We start from the raw sequence: 23,763 nt of genomic DNA on the forward strand, positions 1-23,763 counted from the left end.
ACGTTTCCTAGCGAATTGCCGGAAACGAACGCTCTCTTTTTGACCTGAAAGGACATCACATGTCTCAACATTATTTGCATGCGCTCACGCCACGAACTGCCGGGGTGCTCTACCTCGCGATTGCGGTATGTGGCGGGTTTAGCATTGGATATGTCCCGCAAATCATCATCGCAGATACCGATAGCGCCGCGACCGTGGCCAACTTGATGAACAATCTCGGTCTCTTCAAACTGGGCGTTCTTGCCGACATCGCGATCATCCTCTTGGAACTAGTCCTGACCGCTGTGCTCTACGTCATGTTTCGGCAGGTCAGCCCCGTCCTTGCCTCGCTTGCGCTGATCGCTCGGGCAGGGATGATCGTCGTGATGGGGTGCAACCTATTGATTTGGGTCTTTCCGCTCACCTTCGTCACGGATGGCTCTGATTTGGCCAACTCGGCGGAGCTGGTTCAACACCTGTTCGCCGCCCACGGCCTGGGGATATTCGTCTGGCAGTTGTTCTTTGGCATGCACCTGTTTGCCCTCGGTGGAAGCGCGCTGAGAGCACCGGCCGTTCCGCGCCTCTTGGCATGGGGTCTGTTCGTCGGAGGGTTCGGATACCTCGTCCAAGGTATTGTTAAACTGGCGTTTATTGATGTTGCCTCGATCAATCTACTGATTGTCGCACTCCTTGTGATCGTCACGATCTCGGAGCTTGGCTTTGCAGTCTGGCTGCTGGCGTGGGGGAACAAGCGTCTCGGCGCGGCTTCCTGAATTTCAACTTAAGCCTTCAAAAGGATAGAACAATGAAAGCGTACACTTATAGCCGCTATGGCAATCCCGAGGTCCTAGAACTGGTCGATGTTGCGACGCCAATTCCAAATGACAACGAGATACTGATCAAGACCCACGCAACGACCGTCAGCAGCGGAGATTGGCGCGCCAGGTCGCTCAAAGTTCCTGCCGGAATGGGCTGGATGGCGCGGTTGGCGTTCGGCGTGTTTCGCCCGCGCAAACCGATACTGGGCACCGAACTCTCCGGTGTCGTCGTTGAGGTCGGAGCCGCTGTTACGGAATTCAAGGTGGGCGACGCAGTGATTGCTTTCCCGGGGGCTTCCTTTGGCGCACACGCCGAATATTGCGTCATGCCGCAAGACGGGAAAGTGGCACACAAGCCGGAAACCCTCAGTTTCGAAGCGGCCGCCGCGTTGGCCTTCGGCGGAACGACCGCCTATGATTTCCTTGTCAACAAAGCGCAGGTCAAGGCCGGTGAGAAGGTCTTGGTCAACGGCGCTTCCGGTGCCACTGGCACATCCTTTGTGCAATTGGCCAAGTTCTTTGGGGCCGAAATCACGGCCGTCTGCAGCGCCGCCAACGCCGAATTGGTGCGTAGCCTCGGCGCGGATCATGTTTTTGACTACGCGAAGACTGACTTCGCTGATGGCGGGCACAAGTTCGACGTCATCGTCGATACAGCAGGAACCGCGCCGTGGTCGAGATCGCGCCGCGCGCTCACCGCAGGCGGTCGACTTGTAATCGTCAACGGTAGTTTGCTCGATATGGTGCTGGGGCCATTGCGCGCACGGCTTTCCGGAAAAAAGATGATCGTAGGCGTCGCATCGGAGGCCGCGTCAATCCTGCGGAAGCTCGTCTCGCTTGCGGACGAAGGGCATTTCATCCCGGTCATCGACCGCTCTTACAGTTTTGATCACATGATCGATGCCCACCGGCATGTCGATACAGGCCACAAAAAGGGCAACGTGGTAGTTGTCTTGGTTCCTTCCAAGCGCGAGCCCGGAGAAGGCGAAAGATTGGCGTCTTGAAGTTGGGCAGTTGGGGCGACCCGCACCGTTGGCGCTCCAGCAATTGCTTGATGAACGACAGGAGGTGGATCGGAAGGCTTCCTTCCAAGGTCTCGCGCCAGGATCGGCAAAGCTTCGACAACTTCCGTCGGAAGCATTGCCGATCGACGGTGCCGCTCTGTGGCTATGTCTTCGTCAAGGGCCATCCGATTGGTTCCGCGGCTCTCCCGATATCTGAATGATCAAGCGAGACGGACTTTGATCCAAGACAACGACTGCTTCTGATTCAATCCGTATTCTTGGACGACGGTGAGCCGATCACCAACCGGAACAACGCCAAATCCACTGTGCGACAAGGGGGACACCAATGAATGTCTTATTGATTTTCGAGACGGTCGAAGGCCAGAGCCGAAAGATCGTCAAGTTTCTAAGAGATCGCGCAGAGACATCGGGCCACACAGTACAAGTCTTTGATACGGCAGACAAACTGGGTACACTGTCATTTGCCGGGATCGACAGGGTTGTTCTGGTGGCTCCTGTACACGAACGACGGCATCCCAGGACGTTCGAGGTCGTCGTTGCCTCGAACCTCGAGGATTTGAACCACCGGCCAAGTTTAATGGTGTCCGTAAGTCTAAAGGCTGCTTTTCCCGAAAGCATTGACGAGGCCAAAGACTACCTCGTCGAAATGGAGATGCGAACCGGGTTCGTTCCCGACCGCGAAATGTTGGCCGCTGGCGCAGTGCGAACGGCCAGCTACGGCTACTTCGAAAGCCAGATCGTCCAAAACGTTGCTTTGGAGGGGCGACAGGTGGATCTGGTCAACGGGGTCAGGGAGTTTACGGACTGGCAAGAGCTGGGCGCACAGTTTGATAGCTTCTTAGAGACAGCGGAACGCCAATCGAGCTGACCGATTGTCGATTACATCATTATCTAACTCTCAAGACGGACGAGTCAGGTGGGGTAGCAGTACTAGCAAAAGTTTGCAGCATTCTATGGCAAGTACTTAGCCAACGGGATCATCACTAGACGATGCTTCTTGAAGGATGTGGAGGCGAGTACCGGAATCGAACCGGTCTACACGGATTTGCAATCCGCTGCATAACCTACCTGCCCACTCGCCTTGCCGACCTCCGATATACCAGAGTGTTGTGGCACGCAAGCAGGACATCACGTGGTTTTCGGGCAGCGTTTGCCGCGAGCTTATACTCTGTCGTTGCCGGGGCGTGATGGATATGGCATCACCAAACTCAGCTGATATGAACTAAAGAGTTTAGCCCCGTGCCAGATTATGCAGCCCGCAGAACCATGATGGTCGATACACAGGTCCGCCCGTCGGACGTGACCAAGTTTCCAATCATTGACGCAATGCTTTCAGTGCCACGCGAGCTTTATGTTCCGCACTCCCAGCGGGAAGCAGCTTATGTAGGCGAAAACATAGACTTAGGCGGCGGGCGCGTGATGCTCGAGCCGCGGACGCTTGCCAAGATCCTTGACGCACTCGACGTGAAATCGTCGGACGTAGCCCTCGATTTGGCCTGTGGGCTTGGATACTCGACGGCCATCTTGGCCCATCTCGCGGAATTCGTGGTCGCGATCGAGGACGATCCAGCCCGAGTCGAAGAGGCTCAAAGCACGCTTTCCGAGAACGGTGTCGACAATGCTGCCGTGATCGAAGGGCCGTTGAACGAGGGTGCCGCCAAAAACGGCCCCTACGACGTGATCGTCATTCAGGGCGCTGTGGAGCAGGTGCCGGACGCACTCATCGACCAGCTGAAGGACGGCGGCCGGATCGGATGTATCTTTGCCGAGGGCGCACTTGGCGTGGTTCGCATTGGTTACAAGATTGATGGACGCCTGACGTGGCGGTTCAGCTTCAATGCTGGCGCCCCGGTTTTGTCGGGCTTTGAGAAAGTGGATGCGTTCGTCCTGTAGAGACTAAAACCACGCCATGACATCCGAGACGAGGACGTTGGGGCGAAATCCGTTGGAGCTGGTATGAAGCTGATTGGTAAGTACGGTTTGGCGTCTGTTTTGGCCTTTTGCCTATTGGCAACCGCGCCAGTGCGGGCGGAAAGCTTGGCAGACGCTCTCGCTCACGGCTATGAGAATAGTGGTCTTCTCGAACAAAACCGGGCGCTGCTGCGAGCGGCAGACGAAGGCGTCGCAAGCGCCGTCGGTGCACTCCTGCCTGTGATCAACTGGTCGGCCAATGCTCAGACCCAGTCTCCTCAAGCACAAAGCTTCTTGACTGGATCACTCCAGATATCTGCAGAACTGACGCTCTACGACGGCGGCAATACCCAGCTGGCGATCGATGCGCAGAAGGAAACGGTTCTGGCCACGCGGCAGTCGCTGCTCAATGTCGAACAGCAAGTCCTTTTGCGGATCGTCGAAGCCTACATGGAAGTGCGCCGTGCTGCCGAGTTCGTCGCGCTTCGCCAGAACAACGTGCGGCTGATCACGCAGGAACTGCGGGCGGCGCAGGATCGATTCGAAGTTGGGGAAATCACACGCACCGATGTGGCCGCAGCAGAGGCCAGGCTTGCTTCGGCGCGTAGCCAGCTTGCTGCCGAAGAGGGTGGTTTGGTGCGTGCTCAGGCAGAATATCTGGCTGCCGTTGGCCGGCGTGCTGGCAACTTGCAGCCCGTCTCGCCCGTTCCGATTTCTCAATCGATCCCCGAAGCCAGAGCTCTTGCGCTTCAGGCTCATCCATCCATCCGCGAAGCTCAGCACTCGGTAACCGTTTCCGAGCTCAATATCGCTCGTGCCGAATCCGCGCTACGGCCGACCGTCTCCCTGAGCGGAAGCATTCGCATCAATCAGGACGGCGACGATACCGAAACGCTCGGTCTAAGTGTCGGGGGGCCGATTTATCAGGGCGGCCGCATCGCAAGCTCGGTTCGCGACGCGATGGCACGACGCGACGCGACGCGTGCCAGTTTGTTGATCACGTCCCAGCAAATCGAACAGAACGTCTATAACGCCTACTCCTTTCTCGAGGTGTCACGTGCCAGCCGCGACGCTTCCGAACGCGAAGTGCGCGCCGCCACGGTGGCCTTTCAAGGCGTTCGCGAAGAGGCGACATTGGGCGCAAGGACAACGCTGGATGTGCTGAATGCCGAGCAGGACCTGCTGGATGCGCGGGCCAATTTGATTTCGGCCCAGGTCGATGAAGTCATTTCGACCTATTCTTTGCTCTCTGCGATGGGGCAGCTTACAGCAGAGAAGCTACGTCTTCAGGTCCAGATTTATGATCCGACGGCCTACTACAATCTCGTCAAGGATGCGCCAACGACGACATCCGAACAGGGGCGGGCATTGGACCGCGTGCTAGAGGCGATCGGCGGCGGTAACTAACTCAAATACCGGCTATCTGTTGTGACAACGCCTGAATCGGGCTAGAGTTGGCCAGAGGCTAAGCAGGATAAAACATGTCCGACCCGGTGACTAATTTAGAGATTGAGGATGTTCTGTCCTCTATCCGGAGGCTCGTTGCCGAAGGTGATAAGCTGCGGACACCCGCGCAGGCTGCCACACCGAAACCGGATGACGCTCCAGAGACCTTGGTGCTCACCGAAAGCGAAACCGCTCAAGAGACAATTGAGTCGGAGCCCGAGTTCGAGCCCCAGGCAGAGAAGTTCGTCCTTTCGCCAGCATTCCGCGTCGATGAAACGTCATCATCTACAGTGGTTGTGTGGGACGACGACGGAGCTGACGAGTCTGCCGACGAACTCGCTTCTGAGGACGTGGCTGAAGCCGTTTCCGCCCCATCGGACCAAACAGTCCAAGACGAGAGCCGAGACGATGCCATTGCGGCAGAGGATTCCTTGGATGCGTCTCCTGCGGATGACCATTTGGCGTTCCAAGCAGCCCCTCGGGTCTCGACTGAGCACATAGAGAGTGACGACGCCGCGGTGGAAAACACTTCAGAGGTCGAGGAGGAAGTCCAATCGGGGGCCGTCGAAGGGCGTTCGCGCCTTGAAATGACGATTGCAGAGCTGGAAGCGGCAATCACGGGAAAGGCCGAGGACTGGGAACCCGACGGCAGCGAAACGACACCGGTCATGGATTGGTCCTCTACCGTGGCAGAGCCGGCCTTCTTGTCATCTCGTCATGGAGCAAAATCAACAGAGATCGAGGATGCGCAAGAGGTTCCAGAAACCAAACCCTTTGTCTTGCGTGTCTCAGCCCGCGAAGAGATCGAGCCCGAAGAAAACACCGACGAACTGGCGGCGGACCTCGAGCGATCGGAGCCGGCCGCGTTGGAAGGCGAGCTGGACGAAACTCTGACCGCTTATCTAGAAGAAGATGAAATACTCGACGAGGAAACGCTGAGGAACTTGGTGGTCGAGATCGTCCGCCAAGAGCTTCAGGGGACGCTTGGTGAACGGATCACGCGCAACGTCCGGAAATTGGTGCGGCGTGAAATCTACCGGGTGCTGTCGAGCCAAGAATTCGACTAGCGTCCGACCGTTTCAGCGGTGGCCAAAATCGCGTCCATATCCAAGTGAGCCTCCAGGTGCTGAGCCAGCGCATCCAGCGATTCTTCGACCGATTTCCCATATGTCGCAACTTGCCCGGAATGCCCTAATTCGGCGAGATATGCAGACCGAAAGCCGTCTGCGCTGAACAAGCCGTGCAGGTAGCAGCCCTTGATCTTGCCATCTGCGGATTCCGCGCCTTCACCCCGTTCGCCGATCTTGAGCCACGCATTGGCGGTATCCGGGCCGTTCGTCTGCCCGATGTGGATCTCGTAGCCCATGACGATCTCGCCGGAGCTGACATGCCGTGCGGAGGTCTGCACCAAACGCTTTGCCGGCTTCATCTCGGTTACGACGTCAAGCAGACCAAGGCCATCAACCTCGCCCGGTGGCCCCTCGATGCCCTCTGCATCAATGATCCGCTTGCCAAGCATCTGATAGCCGCCACAGACCCCAAGCACCCTGCCGCCACGTCTGACATGGGCGTGCAAGTCGATGTCCCATCCCTGCGCCCGGAAATGCGCGAGATCTGCGATGGTGGATTTCGACCCGGGAATGAGGACCAATGCCGCGTCAGCGGGCAAGGGGTGTCCTGCTTCGACAATCTCCACGGTCACGTCCGGCTCGGCGGAAAGCGGGTCCAGATCATCGAAATTCGCGATGCGGTTCAATTTGGGAACGGCGATCTTGAGTGGACCACCGGGGCGGCCCGAAATATCCATGACGTCCTCGGCAGGCAGCCTCCACGCCTGGTCAAACCAAGGAACAATCCCCAAGGGGCGCCATCCGGTCCGGTCGGCAATGATCTCCATGCCATCAGCGAAAAGCGTGGGGTCGCCGCGAAACTTGTTGATTGCGAAGGCTTTGATAAGCGCCAGGTCTTCAGGTGGCAGAACCGCATGGGTGCCGACGAGCTGTGCGATGACACCTCCGCGATCGATGTCCCCGATCAACACGACAGGCACCTTCGCCGCTGACGCAAACCCCATATTCGCGATGTCGCCGGATCGAAGATTGACCTCTGCGGGGCTGCCCGCCCCTTCGACAACAATCAGGTCATAACCCTTGGCAAGACGATAGAAGCTGTCGAGCACCGCGGGCATCAATGTGGCTTTCATCTTGCCGTAGTCGCGCGCGCGCAGCGTTGCTGTTCGCTGTCCTTGCACGATGACCTGTGCCCCGGTTTCGCTTTCCGGCTTCAGTAGGACGGGATTCATGTCGACGATCGGCTCAAGGCCGGAGGCCATCGCCTGCAATGCCTGTGCGCGGCCTATCTCGCCACCATCGACGGTGACCGCCGCATTGTTCGACATATTCTGCGGCTTGAACGGAGCGACGGACAGACCACGGCGAAGTGCAGCGCGTGCAATGCCCGCCACCAGCATGGACTTACCGACATTCGAGCCGGCACCCTGTATCATAATCGCCTTTGCCATCGCGCCCTCCACACCAGGGTTCTACGGTCCGTCCGCGCGGGGGGGAAGAGCATGAGCGCAGCCTTGCACTGTTTGCCGGTGATATAGTGCCAGCCATTTCGAGTGGCCGTGACCTTCGTGGGGACAGTCCTTCACGGAGGGCGTTGTCCGGGCGACTGGCTTCCTAACTGCGAGGCGAGAAACCCCAAAAAGCAAAACGCGGCCCAAACTGAAGGGCCGCGTCTTGGGTCTTTTTGATATTGGCAGTCTTAGGCGGCGCGCGCTTCCAACTCGGCAGCGTGACGACGCTCGCTCTCTTCGCGCGACAGGGCGACAGATGTCCTTACGCCCTTGCCCACGAAATCCATCAGGCCCTGCACAACGCGCTCGTTCGGGTCGATCCCGGCGCAGGACAACACTTCACGGCCATCGCGCGAGCGCGCCCAGCGGGCGATCTGCTCGGGGCCGTTACCATACTTCTTGTCGTCGGCAATAGCATCATCAAGCGCAGCAAGTACCACGGCTGCAAACAGCTTGCGGGCCCGGTTACCTTGTTCGTTGTTGTAGGCTGTGCCGTCTACGAAATCTCTCATGCGAAGTCCTTTTGGTCTTTTTGCTCTTGCGGCTTTTAGCCTGCCCGGTATGCCTTTTCCTGAACGATTCGGGGCGGCAATGTTTGCATGGCAGTTATGCGTGTGGCGCATGGCAAGACAGGCTGCGCACTCACAATTTTGTCGTTCATCCTCGCAAACAGGACAAAATATAGTCCGCGACGCTAACGGTTCAAGCTTTCGACATGAATTTGACACAATTCATGGGGCTGATTTTCAAGCAACACTGCGGTGTGGTGATTTCGCTGTTGAACATTTGTAAACCATAGTCTGGAAGCGCGGTTCGAAGGATATCTCGCCGTTTTGCGCAGAGCCCAATCGTGCTCTTTCGGACACCGCGACAGTTTAGATAGGAAACCATGACATGACGCTCACCTCGACCGAATGGGGCAACTTGATCGAGGTCGTGCGGTCGGCCGCCTCGCAACATATCCTTCCGAGGTTTCGCAACTTGGAGGCGAGTGATGTGTCGACCAAGTCGAGCCCCACGGATCTTGTGACCTTGGCCGACACAGAGGCCGAAGCCGCGATGACGGCCGCTCTGCTTGCGCAGTGGTCCGATACCGTCGTCGTCGGCGAAGAAGCCATCGCCGAGGATCCGTCAAAGCTGGCGGCTATCGGGGCGGCGACTCGTGTCGTCATTCTGGACCCGGTAGACGGGACGTGGAACTTCGCCAAGGGACTCGCGCTCTTTGGGATGATTGCAGCGGTCGTCGAGTCCGGAAAGACAGTCGCCGGAATGCTCTATGATCCCGTCTTGGATGACTGGATCGTCGGTTCCGAAGGAGAACGGGCATTCTACACTCGTCCCGGTGCAGCCGATCGTCAGCTGCGGACGTCGAGCCTGACTAATCCCGAGCAGATGAGTGGCTACGTGCCGCTCGGTCTGTTGCCACGAGAAGCGCGGGGCGAGGTAATCCGGCGGACAGCGGATTTCAACCGGGTTTCGAGCCTGCGTTGTGCCTGCCACGAATACCGCATGTTGGCCCAGGGCCATGTCGAATTCGCGCTCTCCGGGCCGATACCGAACGCATGGGACCACGCCGCAGGCGCACTGATCGTCGAGCGGTCTGGCGGCGTCGCCCGCATGCTTGATGGGTCGCCGTACAAGCCGGAATTGACCAGCGGATACGTGTTGACTGCAGCCTCACAGGAGGTTTGGGATATCTGCGCCGAGCGGTTTGCGTTTCTGCTAGCGTGAATGGTCTCTGATCAGAACGCTATGGAAGGAGAGAACCGATGACAACGCCACCATTCACATTGACCGGGATCGACCATGTGGTGTTTCTCGTGGACGACATGGCGCGTGCCTTGCAGTTCTATCATCAGGTTCTGGGCTGTCAGCCCGGCTATAGCTACCCGGCTCTTGGGATGGAGCAGGTCTGGGCCGGGTCGGCGCTCATCGTCCTGTGGGACACGACACACCCCGGCGCGGCGGATGCGGTGCCGCCGGTGGCTGGCGGCAGAAACGTCGATCACGTCTGCATCGCCACTTCGCCATTCGATCACGTGGCTTTGCGGTCGCACCTTGCGGCGCATGGTGTCGAAATCGAACGAGAGGCCCTTCACGGCGGCGCCAGAGGCATGGGCCATTCCTTCTACATACGCGATCCCTTTGGAAACAAGCTCGAGATCAAGGGGCCGGCCGAATACCCTGACGGTCGGTAGGGTGGTCTTCGACGTCTCTCAGGGCTCGGGGTTCGGTAGACGGACAAGCCGTGCTTCGCCGGCCTCCATCTCTCCTTCGGCGCGATCAAATCGAAGGTAGGCGATCCCTTCATCGCCTGCGACCGTGTGCAATATCCCTGCGGGTTTGCCATCCGAGGTGATCTCGGTCCCGGGCTCGGCTCTGCCGGAAACCCGGACCTTGGCCAACCCCTTCTTGAGTTCGGTTTTGTGCTTCATCCGGGCAGTGACCTCTTGGCCAACGTAGCAGCCCTTCTTGAAATCAACACCATGAAGCGCATCGAACCGTGCCTCGAGAATGTAGGTGTCGGGCGTCAGTTCCACACCGGATTCCGGCACGAGATATGCCGTTCGAAGGGCGTCCCAGTCGGTGCCATCACTCTGGTCATCGGTGCCGTATAGCCGCCAACCAAGCGACGGATGTCGGGGGTCGGCAACCGCCCCCGCTGGTGCGTCTGCGGTGCCACGAGAGACGACGAGATCGGTTTCCGAGATCTGCACGTCAGCGCGGAGCCGATACATGCTCAGCCGCTGAGCGAGGGCAGGGGCGAGCGATGTCGCCACATCGATCAACAGCCTGTCATTCTCCCCGATGACAAAGAAATCAGCGATGTATTTCCCTTGGGGAGTGAGCAAGGCCGCGTAAATGATTCCGCCTTCGGCTTTGGACACATCATTGGTGATCAGCCCTTGCAGGAACGGGATGCGGTCTTTGCCTGTCAGCGCGAGTACGGTTCTATCGGTCATTCTTCACCCCATGGTTGCCCTTGATATAGGGCGGCACAGAGGAAGTGTCAGCCGTCGCTATTGAATTGGAGGGCATAGAGATCGGCATAAAGGCCGCCACGCGCCAAAAGCTCTTCATGCGTGCCCTGATCGACCACCCGGCCGGCCTCCATCACGACGATCTTGTGCGCCGCCCTGACCGTGCTCAGCCGGTGCGCGATTACGAGCGTGGTGCGGCCCTGACTGAGCCTGTCCAGCGCCTGCTGGACGATGGCTTCGGACTTAGTATCAAGCGCGCTCGTGGCTTCGTCGAGCAACAGGATCGGCGTATCGCGAAGGAGCGCCCGCGCGATTGCCACCCTTTGCCGCTGCCCCCCCGACAGTGCCGAACCCCTTGGGCCCGCGGGGCTGTTCAGCCCCAGCGGCAAGTTGGGCAAGAAGTCCGAGACATGCGCCGCGTCCAAAACCTCGGACAGCCGATCTTCCGAAATGTCTGTTTGACCCAAGAGCACATTTTCGCGGACGGTTTCGTCGAACAGCAGGGCATCTTGGGTGACAACCGAAATCATGCCGCGGAGGTCAGCGAGCGCCATAGCGGCGGTCGGCACACCGCCGATCGTGGCACTGCCAGAACTGGGGTCCACCAGTCGTGTCAGCAAGTTGAACACGGTGCTCTTGCCCGCTCCGGAGGCTCCGACAAGGGCGGTCGTCTTGCCTGCCTCGGCCACAAAAGAGGCGCCGTTGAGCACCGGCAGATCGCCGTAGGTCAGGTGGACGTCCTGCAATTCAATCGAGGGAGCATCCTTCGGCGCCGGCACGGGATCAGAAGGCGAGACAAGCGTCGGTTCTGCATCAAACAGCGACTTGATCCGCTCGATGGAGGCAGCTGCTGCCTGCCACAGCCCAGAGATGTTGCCCAAGCGGCGCAGGGGCTCGAATGCAAGCGACATCGACGTGAAGAAGGCCACGAACTGACCGACGGTCTTGTCGCCCGCAATGATTTCGGACCCGCCGTAGATCAGGACCCCGAGAAATCCAAGCCCGGTCATCACGTCGATGAGGGCGGGAATGCCTGCCTGTCCTGCTGCGGTCTTGACCTCGGCGCTGACGCGTTGGTCGATCAGCGCATCGTAGCGACGCGACTGATATGCCTCCAAGCTGTTGAGTTTGATGGGCGCGATACCGTGAAAGACTTCGTCGAGCCGGGTCGACATCCGCCCGGCGATCTCACGCGATGATCGGGCGCGGCGCCGGACGTAGCCTTGCACGATGAAGGACGGCAGGATCAGGACCGGTATGCCGACCAAGGCGATGACCGTCCAAAGCCAGTCGATGCTCAGCGCCACCCCAAAAAGGGCAATGACAGAGACCAGATCGCGGCCCAGGCCGGTGATGATCCCCGACCAGATCTGATTGATCGCTGTCACGTCGCCCTGCACGCGCTCGATCAGATAGCCCGGTGGATTGGCTTGGTGAAAGCTGCCGTCGAGCCGCATCAAATGCGCCAGCAGGTCGCCGCGAAGCGCAGCCGCGGTGAGCGCGTTTATTCGCGTCAGGATCACTCGCTGACTCCACGACGTCACCGCGCGGGCCAGAAAAACCGCAAGGATTACAAGGCCAACGCTCAAGAGTGCGTCGCGATCACCTTCGACGAAGACCCGGTCGAACATCGGCTCCATCGTGGCGGCGAAGATGCCGAGCGACGCCCCTTCGACCGCCATGAAGGCCAAGGCTATTATCAACCAAACCCAATGCGGCGAGAGGTACTTGCGCCAGAGCCAGCCGAAGAGCCGTTGCGGCGGGGCGGTTGATTTGTCGCTCATGTGCGGCCCGTTTTGGCGTTGTAGCTGGCCCGGACGACTTCCTCGTCATATTCGTTGGCGATCCAGTCGCGCAGACTGATCGGCCCTTGCTCCAAACGGGCCTCGTAGTGGTCCAAAACGTGATCGAGAACGCCAGTTTTCGATTGTTTTATATGGAGATAGCGCAGCGAGAGCATCTCGCGGGCTGTCGCCACGTCGGCCCCTTCCTCGGCGATCAGGTAAAAGGCCGAAGCCAGCCCGGCCCGGTCTGCGCCGGACTTGCAGTGCATCACGAACGGCTTTTCGATGGTCTTGAATGCGTCCAACAACTGCAGCAAAGCCGGCCCCCCGTTGGGCGCACGGGCATAGAGGCCGACCGAAACAAGCTCCAGCCCCAGCTCTTCGCAGAATTCTTTCTCGAGCCGGTGGCAGGCCGATTTCGGTGTGCCGCGAAGGTTGAGAATAGTCTTTATTCCCATCGCCTTATACTTCTTCAGCCGATTGTAGGACGGGTGGTTCGAGCGATAGACGCCGGGGGCGATCTCGTCGAAATTCGTCCACCAATAGCGCAGTATGGCGTGGTCGCTGAACAGGAACGACATCCACTCTCGCCACCGGCTTGGCGGGGCGGGTTGGGGGGCGGGGGGGGTATGTGCGTCCTGTGGCATCGGTTGGGTCTATTCCCAAATGGACCGATTGGGCAAGCGTTGCAGGCATTGACGCGGCAAGGCTTGCGGCTAAGTTGCGGAAAAGTCCCCTGAAAGGCTCTCCCATGCTTGCCAACGGTCGTCCCTATCTGGCCATTCCTGGCCCATCTGTCATGCCCGACCGTGTGCTGAATGCGATGCACCGGGCATCGCCGAATATCTATACAGGTCAACTACATGAGGTGACTCACAGCCTTATACCGGACCTGAAATCGCTGGCGAGGACCGACGGCAATTGCGCGATCTACATCGGCAATGGTCATGCCGCCTGGGAGGCTGCCTTGGCCAACATCCTGAGCCGGGGAGACCACGTTCTGGTGCTGGCCACGGGCCGGTTCGGACATGGCTGGGCGGACATTGCGCGGGGCATGGGTATCAATGCCGAAGTGCTTGATTTCGGACAACAAAAAGACGTCGATCTGGAACGGGTCGAGGCTGCTCTGGCTGCCGATACGGGGCATCGGTTCAAGGCGGTGCTGATGGTCCATGTGGACACCTCGACCAGCGTGAAGAACGATGTTCCGGGGATGCGCGAAGTGCTGGACCAGAGCGGGCACCCGGCGCTCTTGTGCGTTGATTGTATTGCATCTTTTGCCTGTGACCGGTTCGAGATGGACGCCTGGGGCGTCGATGTGATGGTCTCTGCCTGCCAAAAGGGGCTGATGACTCCGCCGGGGCTTGGCCTTGTCTATTTCAACGAAAAGGCTGATTCGGCGCGTGAGACGGCGGATTTGGCGACGTCCTATTGGGATTGGCGTCCGCGCGTCGATCCGGAACAATATTATCAGTTTTTCAACGGCACCGCTCCGACCCATCACATCTATGGCCTGCGCGAGGCGCTCGACATGATCGCGGAGGAGGGGCTCGAGGCGGTCTGGGCGCGGCACGAAAGGCTCGCCCGCACCATCTGGGCCGCGTTTGACGCCTGGGGGCGCGAGGGGCAGATGGCGCTGAACATTGCCGACCCGAACAAGAGATCCCATGCCGTTACATCGGCTTACGCCGGACCGGGCGACGGCGACAGGCTGCGGGAGTGGTGCGAGCGGGTGGCCGGCGTGACGCTGGGCATCGGGCTGGGCCGAGAGCCTGCGGATGCCTATTTCCGCATCGGCCACATGGGCCACGTCAACGCGCACATGGTGCTGGGCGTCTTGGCGGTGATGGATGCCGGGCTGAAGGCGCTGGAGATTCCGCATGGAGTCGGCGCGTTGGAGGCGGCGGCAAAGGTGGTCGCGGAGGCGCGTTAACGCTCTGCCGACGCGCCAAAAACCCGTTTCGGTGTGACGTCGGTATTGCGTCGGTACGGCGTAGGTGTCGTTTTCGGTGCTCTATGGCCTGTCGTGAGTGTTGCCACAAGGCACGCCGCCGAGACGGGCCGTTAACCTCGCCGCAGTCGTGCGCCGATCAGAATCGCCCTGTCGATGGCAAAGGCCGAGAGCAGCACCCAGACAAATCCCGCCACCACCGCGATCGTCCAGAACGACATGAACAGGATCATTCCGAGCGTCACCAGAAAGGCTTGGGTAAAGTCGGGGGCGGGCTGGCGGTTGTCATTTCGCATCGGTTCGGGGCCTCGTCGCTGTCGTCCGAAAATCAACTTAGCGCAGGCTCGGAAAAAATCACCTAGAGCAATGCGCGGCCTTTCGCCGTGACCAGTGCTGCAGGCAGCGCGGTGGCGAAGGCGTCGAGATCGGCGGCCGGCCCGGTGCCGATCCGGACACAGCGATCCTGCGGCGCTGCGAAGGGTTTGCGCACGAAGATGCCCGCGTCGAGCAGGGCGGCCATGAGGTTGCCGGCGAAGGCACCGTCGCTGCCGCAATCGAGGGTGACGAAGTTGGTCGCGGAGGGCAGGGCGGTGAGACCGTTCTGGGCCCCGATCTCGGCGATCCGGGTGCGGGCGGCGCCGACCTCGGCCTGCACATGCGCCAGCCAGGCGTCGTCTTTGAGCGCGGCCAAGGCTCCGGCCTGCGCGATCCGGTTGACCCCGAAGTGATTGCGCACCCGCTCGAACGCCGCGATCACCGGCGCCGCCCCGATGGCGTAGCCGATCCGCGCCCCGGCCATGCCGTAGCCTTTGGAGAAGGTTCGGAACCGCAGCACCCGAGGGTCTGTGGCCGCGATCACCGGCGCGGTCCCGGGTGGGGCCAGTTCGATATAGGCCTCGTCCATCAGCAGGAGCGCCCCGTCGGGCACGTTCTGCACCATTTCCTTCATCATGGCGCCGCTGTGCCATGTGCCCATCGGATTATCGGGGTTGGAGATGTAGATCAGCTTGGCCCCGACCTCTCGCGCCTTGGCGTTCAGCCGCTCGGGGTCTTCGTAATCGCCGGTGTAGGGCACGGCGTGGATTTGCCCGCCATAGCCGGTGACGTGGTAGTTGAACGTCGGGTAGGCTCCGGCGGAGGTGACCACCGCATCCCCCGCCCCGACCATCAGCCGGGCGGTATAGCCCAGAAGCGCGTCGATCCCTTCGCCGACGAGGATATTCTCGGGCTGGCACTCGTGATGCGCGGCCAGAGCCTGCCGCAGATCATGGTTTTCGGGATCGCCATACATCCAGACATCGCCCGCCGCCTTGCGCATGGCGGCGATCGCCTTGGGCGAGGGACCGAAGCCGTTTTCGTTGGCCCCGAGCCGGGCGGTGAAGGGCGCTCCGCGCCGCCGTTCCTGCGCCTCTGGTCCGACGAAGGGCACGGAGGCGGGCAGCGAGGCGGCGAGCGGGGTCAGGCGGGCGTCTGTTTTCATGGCTTAGTCTTGCCTGCTGATCGGAGGCTGGCAAGGGGGCGCTGCCCCCCGCCTGCGGCGTCCCCCGGGATATTTTCGACCCAAAGAAGGATCAGTCCAGCTCTTGCAGTCGGGCCATTGCCGCCGCAAGTTGTGCCTGCTCCTCTTGCCGCAGGGCCAGGTTGTTCTGCGCCTCTTCGACGATCTCCGGCGGGGCGGAGGCGGCGAATTTCGGGTTCTTCAGCCGTCCTTCGAGCCCGCCGATTTCCTTGCCCAGCTTGTCCATCGCCTTTTGCAGTCGTGCCTTTTCCGCCGAGACGTCGATGATGTCGGCCAGTGGCAGGCAGAAGGTCGCCCCCTTGGTGGGGATCGTGATCGCCCCTTTGGGTGCCTCGCTGGCCGGGGCGATGCTGTCGATCCGTGCCAGCCGCTTGATCAGCGTCTCGTTGTTGGCGAGGGCCGTGGCGCTGTCTGCATCGCCGTCCAGTTGCAGGACCGGAATGTGCAGCCCGGCGGGCACGTTCATTTGCGCCCGAGCCGACCGCACGTTGTCGATCATGCTGATCGCCCAGGTCATTTCCGCATCGGCCGCGCTGTCGACCATCTCGGCCGCCGTGTAGCTGGGCCACTCGGTGACCATGAGCTTGGTCGTCCGGTTGCCCAGAGTGCCCCAGAGTTCTTCGGTAATGAAGGGCATGATCGGGTGCAGCAGGATCAGGCATTGATCCAGCACCCAAGCCATTGTCGCACGGGTTTCTTGCTTTTCCGTATCAGACCCGTCCATCAGCAGCGGTTTGGAAAATTCGACGTACCAGTCGCAGACCTTGCCCCAGACGAAGGCGTAGAGCGCGTTGGCGGCGTCGTTGAACCGGTAGGCGGTGAGGGCTGCGTCGACCTCTTCGCGCACGCGGGCGGTTTCGCCGAGGATCCACTTGTTCACCGTCGCTGTCGGTGCGGGCGGTGTGCCGGAGGTGCTGTGCCCTTCGAAGACGCCGTTCATTTCGGCGAACCGGCAGGCGTTCCAGAGCTTGGTGCCGAAGTTCCGGTAGCCCTTGATCCTGTCTTCGGAGATCTTGAGCACGCCGCCGATGGCCGCCATCTGCGTGAGCGTGAACCGCAGCGCGTCGGCGCCGTATTCGTCGATCACCTCGAGCGGGTCGATGACGTTGCCCCGCGTCTTGGACATCTTCTCGCCTTTGGCGTCGCGCACGAGCTGGTGCAGGTAGACCGTGTGGAACGGGTCCTGGCCCACCACCGCTTGCTGCATCATCATCATCCGCGCGACCCAGAAGAACAGGATGTCCTGCCCGGTGACGAGCACGTCGGTGGGGAAGTATTTGCCGAGCGCCTCTGTCTGCTCGGGCCAGCCGAGCGTGCCGATGGGCCAGAGCCCGGAGGAGAACCACGTGTCGAGCACGTCGGCGTCGCGCCAGATCGGGTAGACCAGATGCGTCGGATCCTGACTGACGGTGTAGTCGGCGAGGCTGGCCGAGAGCGCGTGGATCGCGGCGGCCCGGTCGGCGACCTCGATAACGCGGGCGTGGTTTTCCGGCGTCGGCAGTTCGGCCAGAACGTCCTCGAACTGGCTGGCGGCTGCCTCGAAGGTCGCCCCGGCGTGATGCCGTTCCGCGCCCCGTTGCAGCGATTGGCTGAGCAGGAAGGAATAGACTTCGACCTCGTCGAGATCGCCGTCGCCTTCGTCATCGACGAAGCCTTCGCGGGCGAGGTCGAGGCCATACCAGACCGGTATCTGGTGCCCCCACCAGAGCTGCCGCGAGATGCACCACGGCTCGATGTTCTCAAGCCAGTGAAAATACACCTTCTCGCCGCTCTCGGGCATGATCTTTGTCCGCCCCTCGCGCACGGCGTCGAGCGCCGGGCCGACGATCCGGGCGGTGTCGACGAACCACTGGTCCGTCAGCATCGGCTCGATCACCACTTTGGAGCGGTCCCCGAAGGGCTGCATGATCGGCTTGTCCTCGACGAAGGGCACCTTTTCGAGATGCTCGGAATTGGTGTCGGGGTCGATGGATTTGACCAGTTGCGTGACCGCCAGCCCTTCGGCGGTGATCGCGGCGACGACCTGCTTGCGCGCCTCGAACCGGTCGAGGCCGCGGTATTCGTCGGGCACGAGGTTGATCGCGTCAATCTCTGCCTCGGACAGCTCGGCCCCTTCGACGATGCTTTGCGCGACTGCGGCCGCCTCGGCATAGGGCAGACCGTCGTCGCGCATCGCGGCGCGGGTGTCCATCAGCCGGTAGCAGGGGATGTTGTTGCGCTTGGCGACGCCGTAGTCGTTGAAATCATGAGCGCCGGTGATCTTGACCGCGCCGGACCCAAAGGTCGGATCGGGGTATTCGTCGGTGATGATCGGGATCAGGCGCCGGTGCTCTTTCGGCCCGACGGGGATCTCGCAGAGCTTGCCCACGATGGAGGCGTAGCGCTCGTCCGAGGGATGCACGGCGACGGCACCGTCGCCCAGCATGGTTTCGGGCCGCGTCGTCGCGATCGAGATGTAATCCCGCGTCTCGTCGACGAGGATCATCCCGTCCTCGTCCTTTTCGACGTAGCGATAGGTCTCCCCGCCGGCGAGCGGGTATTTGAAGTGCCACATGTGGCCGGGGGTCTCGATGTTCTCGACTTCGAGATCGGAGATCGCCGTTTCGAAGTGCGGATCCCAGTTCACCAGCCGCTTGCCGCGGTAGATGTGCCCGTCTTCATACATCTTGACGAAGACCTTGATGACGGCGTCGTGGAAATTGCCCTCTTCACCCGCAGGCGCACCCGGCGCACCGGACATGGTGAAGGCGTTGCGCGACCAGTCGCAGGACGCGCCGAGCCGCTTGAGCTGATTGATGATCGTGTCGCCGCTCTCGGATTTCCATTCCCAGACCTTGGCGAGGAAATCCTCGCGCGACAGGTCGGTCCGCCGCAGGTTGGATTCCTCGGAGAGTTTGCGTTCGACGACAAGCTGGGTGGCGATGCCGGCGTGGTCCTGCCCCGGCTGCCAGAGCGTGTCGAAGCCCCGCATCCGGTGCCAGCGCGTCAACAAATCCTGCAGGGTGTTGTTGAAGGCGTGCCCGAGGTGCAGCGAGCCGGTCACGTTCGGCGGCGGGATCATGATGCAGAAGGTCGAGGTTTCGGCGTTGCCGACGTGTTTGCCTGCGGTAAAGCATCCCGCCTCTTCCCAAGCGGCATAGAGCCGGTTTTCTGCGAGATCCGGGACGAATGTTTTTTCCATCGGCATTGGTGTCGATCCTTCGGCTGAGTGCCTTGTGAGATAGCTTGCCTTGGACTTGAGGGGAAGGGGGTCCGGGGCGGGTGCTCTGATTGGCCGCGGGGCCTTTGCGTGCTTGCGTTTGGCCCGCTTTGCCTCGGCCGGCCGGCTGGCGTGCCCGCGTCGCCGTGCCTTGCGCCTTTGCCCGGTGACCAGATGCCGTTTGCGTCATCGCCCGTCAAAATCATGCTGCCGGTGCTGGACAGTCCGGCTGCGCCCGTTAGGGTCGTATCTGACACTCAGACTTCGGAGACAGACCCATGGACAAGTTTGGACGCAGCCAGCCGGTCAAGCGCGTAGAGGATGTCCGGTTCCTGACCGGCCACGGCCGCTATGTGGATGATATCTCGCCCGAGGGGGCGCTGTTTGGCTATGTCCTCCGCTCGACCATGGCGCATGGCGAGATCACCACGCTGGACGTGGACGCCGCCCGAGAGGCCGAGGGCGTGCATCTGGTTCTGACCGCTGCCGATCTGGAAGCGGCCGGCGTCAAGATGGGCCTGCGCGGCACCCGTGTGAAATGCCCCGGCGGCCGTGGTGCCGGCCCGGAGCGTCCGGTTCTGGCCCGTGGCAAGGTCCGTCACGTGGGCGAGGCGCTGGCCTTTATTGTGGCCGACAGCATGATCGCCGCCAAGGATGCCGCCGAGCTGATCGAGGTGGATATCGACGCCGCCCCGGCCCATGTGGCGACCGCCGTCGGTGGCCCGGAGTTGCATCCCGAGGCCCCTGAGAACCTCGCCTTCGACTATGGTCTGGGCGACCGTGCCGCCGTGGACGCGGCCATTGCCGGTGCGGCCCATGTCGTTTCGGTCGAGGTGCCCGACAACCGGGTCATCGTCAATTCGATGGAGCCGCGCGGCTGCTATGCCGAGATCGAGGACGGCCGTCTGCACCTCTGTGTCAACGGGCAGGGCGTGTGGGGCCCCAAGGACGATCTCGTCCGTCACTTTGGCCTGAGCCCGGCCGATGTCCGCGTCACCACCCCCGACGTGGGCGGCGGCTTTGGCATGAAGGGCATGGTCTATCCCGAAATGATCCTGACCGCGCAGGCCGCCCGCGTCCTCGGCCGTCCTGTCCGCTGGATGAGCGAGCGCACCGAGGCGATGCTGTCGGACAATGCCGGCCGCGATCTGACCACCACCGCGACCCTCGCCTTTGACGAGGGTCACCGGATCGTCGCCTACAAGCTCGACACCATCGCCAACATGGGTGCCTACAACTCGCAGTTCGGGCAGGCGATCCAGACCGAGTTGTTTTCCAAGGTGATGCCCGGCACCTACGACATTCAGACCGCGTGGATGGGCTGCAAGGGTGTCTATACCAACACCACCCCGGTCGACGCCTACCGCGGCGCGGGCCGCCCGGAGGCGATCTTTGTGCTGGAGCGTGCCATCGACTATGCCGCCCGCGAGTTGGGCGTGGATCCGTGGGAGATCCGCCGCATCAACTTCATCCGCCCCGATCAGTTTCCCTACACCTCCGCCACCGGCGTCACTTATGACGTGGGCGAGTTTGCCAAGGTGCTGGACCGTGCTGAGGAAAAGGCCGACCGCGCGGGCTTTGCCGCCCGCAAGGCCGCGTCGGAGGCCGAGGGCAAGCTGCGCGGGCAGGGCCTGTGCTATTACATCGAGAGCATTTTGGGCGACAAGGTCGAGACGACCACCGTCGTCTTTGACGAGGACGGCACCGTTCAGATCCGCGTCGGCACCCAGTCGAACGGGCAGGGCCATGAGACGGTCTTTGCCCAGTTCCTCGCCGATCAGACCGGCATTCCCGCCCCCAAGATCCGCGTGGTTCAGGGCGACAGCGACCTGATCCCGACCGGCGGCGGCACCGGCGGGTCGCGTTCCGTCACCGTGCAGAACACCGCGACGCTGGCCACCGTCGAGGTCATGATCCATGCTTTTGCGGCCTTTCTGGCCGAGCACGAGGGGTCCGACCTCGAGGCGATCGAGTTCGACGACGAACGGTTCCGCATTCCCGGATCGAACCTCACCCCGACGATGCTGGAGGTGGCCGAGATGGCCCGTTCGGCCGGTCAGACCGACCTCTTGACCCATACCAAGCAGATCGAGCTTGAAAACCGCTCGTTCCCGAACGGCGCCCATGTGGCCGAGATCGAGATCGATCCCGAAACCGGGGTCATCACGCTGGATCGCTATACCGTCGTTGACGACTTTGGTAACCTTATCAACCCTATGCTGGCCGAGGGGCAGGTGCATGGCGGCGTGGCCCAGGGATTGGGCCAGGCGCTGTGCGAGCGCACGGTCTTTGACGAGGATGGTCAATTGCTTACGGCGACGTTCATGGATTACGCGATGCCGCGGGCGGACAGCTTGCCGATGATTTCGTTCACCTCGGAGCCGACGCCGTCGATCTATAACCCGATGGGGATGAAGGGCTGCGGCGAGGCGGGCACCGTGGGGGCGCTGGCTGCGATCACCAATGCCGTGCAGGACGCGGTCTGGGATCTGGGCCTGCGTGATTTGGAAATGCCGTTCACCCCGAACCGGGTCTGGGCGATGCTGCAAGAGGGTGCGTGTGCCGCTGCGTGACTGGATCTTTGGCCTTTTCAACAGCCGCCCGCGCAGAAAGGATTCGCGGGGGCGGCGCAGAGGGCCTACGACCCACGTCATCATCCTCGACGGCACCATGTCGAGCCTCGCCCGGGGGCTGGAGACCAACGCGGGCAAGACCTTCAAGCTGCTGCGCGATGGCGGCCTGCGGGAAGACCTGACGGTCTATTACGAGGCCGGTATTCAGTGGCGCGACTGGGGATCGACCGTCGACGTCATGACCGGCCGGGGCATCAATCGCCAGATCGAGCGGGCCTACGGTGTGCTTGCGTCGCGCTGGCGGCCCGGTGATCGCATCGTCCTGATCGGCTATTCCCGCGGCGCCTATGCCGTCCGCTCGCTGGCCGGCGTGATCGGCAACGTCGGCCTCGTGCGCAGCCGCGAGGCGACTGTGCGCAACATCCGCCAAGCCTATCGCCATTACCGGGACGGCGCGCAGAGCGAGGCCGCCGAGGAATTCAACCGTCTGTTCTGTCATCCCGATGTAGAGATCGAGGCGGTCGCGGTCTGGGACACGGTGAAGGCGCTGGGCCTGCGCCTTCCGATCCTCTGGCGCTGGGCGCAGGCCCGCCACGATTTCCACGATCACTCCCTTGGGCCGCATGTCCACAACGGCTTTCACGCGCTGGCGCTGGACGAGACTCGCGAAGCCTATGCCCCTGTCCTTTGGACCACCGACCCGAGCTGGCCCGGCAGGATGGAGCAGGTGTGGTTCAACGGCACCCACGGCGACGTGGGCGGCCAGATCGACGGTGTGGTCGAGGCGCGCCCGCTTGCGAATATCCCGCTGGTCTGGCTGCTCGACCGGCTCGAACTGTGTGGTCTGCCGCTGCCCGATGGTTGGCGCGAGCGGTTTCCGCAGGACCCGTCGGCCCCGTCCATCGGCACCTGGCGCAGGTGGGGCAAGCTGTTCCTGTCGCGCCGCCGACGCATCTATGGCCGCGACCCGTCCGAGCGATTGCACCCGACCGTCACCCGCCGCGTCAGGGGATGGCCAAAGCCCAAAACGCCGAAACCGGCAGACCCTTCGGGGGCTGCCGGTCCGGATATCTTTGCCGAGATGAGCGAGAGCCGGTAGCGACCGGCCGGGAGCCGCTCAGGCGACCTCTTGCAGGCTCGCCTTGGGCGTGACGCCGAGTGCGTGGCAGACGTCGCGCGTCAGCTCTGGCCGGTTCAGCGTGTAGAAGTGCAGGTGATCGACGCCGCCGCGCAGAAGGTTGTCGCAAAGCTCCGTCGCAAGTGCCGTGGCCAGCAGATCGGTGGTGCCGTCCCGCGTTGCGTTGGTGAAGGCGTCAGTCACGATCTGCGGGATCGAGGTGCCGCACATCGCCGCAAACCGCTGGCACCCGGCCCAGTTCTCGATCGGCAGGATGCCGGGGATGATCGGCGCGTCGATCCCCGCCTTGACGCAGGCATCGCGGAACCGGAAGAAGGTGTCGGCCTCGAAGAAGAACTGGGTGATCGCGGAATGCGCACCGGCGTCGATCTTGCGCTTGAGGTGGTCGATGTCCTGCTGCTGATCGGAGGCATCGGGGTGCTTTTCCGGGTAGGCCCCGACCCGCAGCCGGAATTTCCCGGTATCGGCCAGCGCCGAGATCAGCTCGACCGAGGAGGCGAAGCCGTCCTTGGCGGGGGTGAACTTGCCGGCGCCTTTCGGCGGATCGCCCCGAAGCGCCACGATCTCGGTCACGCCGACATCGGCGTAGGACTGGGCGATTTCCAGCGTTTCTTCGCGGGTGGCGTCGACGCAGGTCAAGTGTGCCGCGACGGTCAGCCCGGAGGTCTTGTGGATCGTGCCGACCGCCTCGTGGGTCAGTGTCCGCGTGGTGCCGCCGGCGCCGTAGGTCACCGACACGAAGGACGGGTCCAGCGGGGCCAGAGTGTTGACGCAATCCCACAGCCGGAACGACCCTTCGAGGTTTTTCGGGGGGAAGAATTCAAATGAAACGGAGGGGCGAGTCATGGGGGCATCCTT

The 23,763-nt window shown here is 61.7% G+C and carries 20 protein-coding genes and 1 tRNA gene; 11 read left to right on the top strand and 10 right to left on the bottom strand.

What is annotated here, in order from left to right:
* Positions 1 to 59 precede the first annotated feature (59 nt).
* The 3 genes from LOM8899_RS15440 (at position 60) to LOM8899_RS15450 (ending at position 2,690) form a co-directional block, all read left to right on the top strand.
* Positions 60 to 752 (top strand): DUF4386 domain-containing protein, encoded by a 693-nt coding sequence (locus tag LOM8899_RS15440; RefSeq protein ID WP_093993141.1) that lies wholly within the window; start codon positions 60 to 62, stop codon positions 750 to 752.
* Positions 719 to 1,801, top strand: coding sequence for an NAD(P)-dependent alcohol dehydrogenase (locus LOM8899_RS15445; protein WP_245820569.1), 1,083 nt, complete (start codon positions 719 to 721; stop codon positions 1,799 to 1,801). Before LOM8899_RS15440 ends, LOM8899_RS15445 begins: the two co-directional genes overlap by 34 nt.
* 346 nt (positions 1,802 to 2,147) lie before the next feature.
* Positions 2,148 to 2,690 carry a flavodoxin domain-containing protein gene (locus LOM8899_RS15450; RefSeq protein WP_093993143.1) on the top strand — a complete coding sequence of 181 codons (543 nt, stop codon included), beginning with the start codon at positions 2,148 to 2,150 and terminating at the stop codon, positions 2,688 to 2,690.
* A gap of 139 nt (positions 2,691 to 2,829) precedes the next feature.
* Here the strand turns inward: LOM8899_RS15450 and LOM8899_RS15455 are convergent.
* Positions 2,830 to 2,903 (bottom strand) — tRNA-Cys (locus LOM8899_RS15455).
* A 158-nt stretch (positions 2,904 to 3,061) separates the two neighbouring features.
* Here LOM8899_RS15455 and LOM8899_RS15460 point away from each other — a divergent pair.
* The 3 genes from LOM8899_RS15460 to LOM8899_RS15470 all read left to right on the top strand — a co-directional run bounded on the left by LOM8899_RS15460 (position 3,062) and on the right by LOM8899_RS15470 (position 6,246).
* Positions 3,062 to 3,715 carry a protein-L-isoaspartate O-methyltransferase family protein gene (locus LOM8899_RS15460; protein WP_093993144.1) on the top strand — a complete coding sequence of 218 codons (654 nt, stop codon included), beginning with the start codon at positions 3,062 to 3,064 and terminating at the stop codon, positions 3,713 to 3,715.
* A gap of 63 nt (positions 3,716 to 3,778) precedes the next feature.
* A complete protein-coding gene (locus LOM8899_RS15465; RefSeq protein WP_093993145.1) occupies positions 3,779 to 5,140 on the top strand; it encodes a TolC family outer membrane protein in 1,362 nt (453 codons plus the stop codon).
* Positions 5,141 to 5,214: 74 nt separating this feature from the next.
* The gene (locus tag LOM8899_RS15470; protein WP_093993146.1) at positions 5,215 to 6,246 is read left to right on the top strand and encodes a hypothetical protein; all 1,032 of its coding nucleotides are present in this window, start codon (positions 5,215 to 5,217) and stop codon (positions 6,244 to 6,246) included.
* Here LOM8899_RS15470 and LOM8899_RS15475 read toward each other — a convergent pair.
* Positions 6,243 to 7,700, bottom strand: coding sequence for a cobyric acid synthase (locus LOM8899_RS15475; RefSeq protein ID WP_093993232.1), 1,458 nt, complete (start codon positions 7,698 to 7,700; stop codon positions 6,243 to 6,245). The two genes, LOM8899_RS15470 and LOM8899_RS15475, sit on opposite strands and share 4 nt — an antisense overlap.
* Positions 7,701 to 7,948: 248 nt before the next feature.
* The gene (locus LOM8899_RS15480) at positions 7,949 to 8,272 is read right to left on the bottom strand and encodes a DUF6280 family protein (protein ID WP_093993147.1); all 324 of its coding nucleotides are present in this window, start codon (positions 8,270 to 8,272) and stop codon (positions 7,949 to 7,951) included.
* 382 nt (positions 8,273 to 8,654) lie between these two features.
* Between LOM8899_RS15480 and LOM8899_RS15485 the strand changes: the two genes are divergently transcribed.
* Both LOM8899_RS15485 and LOM8899_RS15490 read left to right on the top strand, forming a co-directional pair.
* Positions 8,655 to 9,491: an inositol monophosphatase family protein gene (locus LOM8899_RS15485; protein WP_093993148.1), complete on the top strand. Its 837-nt coding sequence runs from the start codon at positions 8,655 to 8,657 to the stop codon at positions 9,489 to 9,491.
* Positions 9,492 to 9,529: 38 nt separating this feature from the next.
* Positions 9,530 to 9,958 (top strand): VOC family protein, encoded by a 429-nt coding sequence (locus tag LOM8899_RS15490; RefSeq protein WP_093993149.1) that lies wholly within the window; start codon positions 9,530 to 9,532, stop codon positions 9,956 to 9,958.
* A gap of 18 nt (positions 9,959 to 9,976) precedes the next feature.
* Here LOM8899_RS15490 and ygfZ read toward each other — a convergent pair whose 3' ends face one another.
* From ygfZ to LOM8899_RS15505, 3 genes are read right to left on the bottom strand one after another with little or no spacing between them, the layout of a single operon-like run.
* The gene (gene ygfZ / locus LOM8899_RS15495; RefSeq protein WP_093993150.1) at positions 9,977 to 10,723 is read right to left on the bottom strand and encodes a CAF17-like 4Fe-4S cluster assembly/insertion protein YgfZ; all 747 of its coding nucleotides are present in this window, start codon (positions 10,721 to 10,723) and stop codon (positions 9,977 to 9,979) included.
* 47 nt (positions 10,724 to 10,770) lie between these two features.
* Entirely contained in the window at positions 10,771 to 12,525 is a 1,755-nt protein-coding gene (locus LOM8899_RS15500) for an ABC transporter ATP-binding protein (protein WP_093993151.1), read from the bottom strand.
* Complete coding sequence (locus tag LOM8899_RS15505) at positions 12,522 to 13,172, bottom strand: tyrosine-protein phosphatase (RefSeq protein WP_093993152.1); 651 nt, start codon at positions 13,170 to 13,172, stop codon at positions 12,522 to 12,524. The genes LOM8899_RS15500 and LOM8899_RS15505 overlap by 4 nt, the downstream gene beginning before the upstream one ends.
* Before the next feature lie 104 nt (positions 13,173 to 13,276).
* Here LOM8899_RS15505 and LOM8899_RS15510 point away from each other — a divergent pair, with 104 nt between their 5' ends.
* A complete protein-coding gene (locus LOM8899_RS15510; RefSeq protein WP_093993153.1) occupies positions 13,277 to 14,458 on the top strand; it encodes a pyridoxal-phosphate-dependent aminotransferase family protein in 1,182 nt (393 codons plus the stop codon).
* 131 nt (positions 14,459 to 14,589) lie between these two features.
* Here LOM8899_RS15510 and LOM8899_RS15515 read toward each other — a convergent pair whose 3' ends face one another.
* The 3 genes from LOM8899_RS15515 to LOM8899_RS15525 all read right to left on the bottom strand — a co-directional run bounded on the left by LOM8899_RS15515 (position 14,590) and on the right by LOM8899_RS15525 (position 19,182).
* Positions 14,590 to 14,772: a hypothetical protein gene (locus LOM8899_RS15515; protein ID WP_093993154.1), complete on the bottom strand. Its 183-nt coding sequence runs from the start codon at positions 14,770 to 14,772 to the stop codon at positions 14,590 to 14,592.
* 62 nt (positions 14,773 to 14,834) lie between these two features.
* Complete coding sequence (locus LOM8899_RS15520; protein ID WP_093993155.1) at positions 14,835 to 15,956, bottom strand: pyridoxal phosphate-dependent aminotransferase; 1,122 nt, start codon at positions 15,954 to 15,956, stop codon at positions 14,835 to 14,837.
* Positions 15,957 to 16,047: 91 nt separating this feature from the next.
* Entirely contained in the window at positions 16,048 to 19,182 is a 3,135-nt protein-coding gene (locus LOM8899_RS15525) for a valine--tRNA ligase (protein ID WP_093993156.1), read from the bottom strand.
* A 290-nt stretch (positions 19,183 to 19,472) separates the two neighbouring features.
* On the opposite strand from LOM8899_RS15525, the gene LOM8899_RS15530 reads away from it, so the two are divergent.
* Together LOM8899_RS15530 and LOM8899_RS15535 are read left to right on the top strand one after the other, a co-directional pair.
* Positions 19,473 to 21,767: a xanthine dehydrogenase family protein molybdopterin-binding subunit gene (locus LOM8899_RS15530; protein ID WP_093993157.1), complete on the top strand. Its 2,295-nt coding sequence runs from the start codon at positions 19,473 to 19,475 to the stop codon at positions 21,765 to 21,767.
* A complete protein-coding gene (locus LOM8899_RS15535) occupies positions 21,754 to 22,866 on the top strand; it encodes a T6SS phospholipase effector Tle1-like catalytic domain-containing protein (RefSeq protein ID WP_093993233.1) in 1,113 nt (370 codons plus the stop codon). The genes LOM8899_RS15530 and LOM8899_RS15535 overlap by 14 nt, the downstream gene beginning before the upstream one ends.
* Before the next feature lie 18 nt (positions 22,867 to 22,884).
* Here the strand turns inward: LOM8899_RS15535 and metF are convergent, their stop codons facing one another.
* Positions 22,885 to 23,751, bottom strand: a complete 867-nt coding sequence (metF, locus tag LOM8899_RS15540; RefSeq protein ID WP_093993158.1) for a methylenetetrahydrofolate reductase [NAD(P)H] — start codon at positions 23,749 to 23,751, stop codon at positions 22,885 to 22,887.
* Positions 23,752 to 23,763 lie beyond the last annotated feature (12 nt).

This window comes from Flavimaricola marinus, assembly GCF_900184895.1.
GTDB classification, from domain to species: Bacteria; Pseudomonadota; Alphaproteobacteria; order Rhodobacterales; family Rhodobacteraceae; genus Flavimaricola; species Flavimaricola marinus.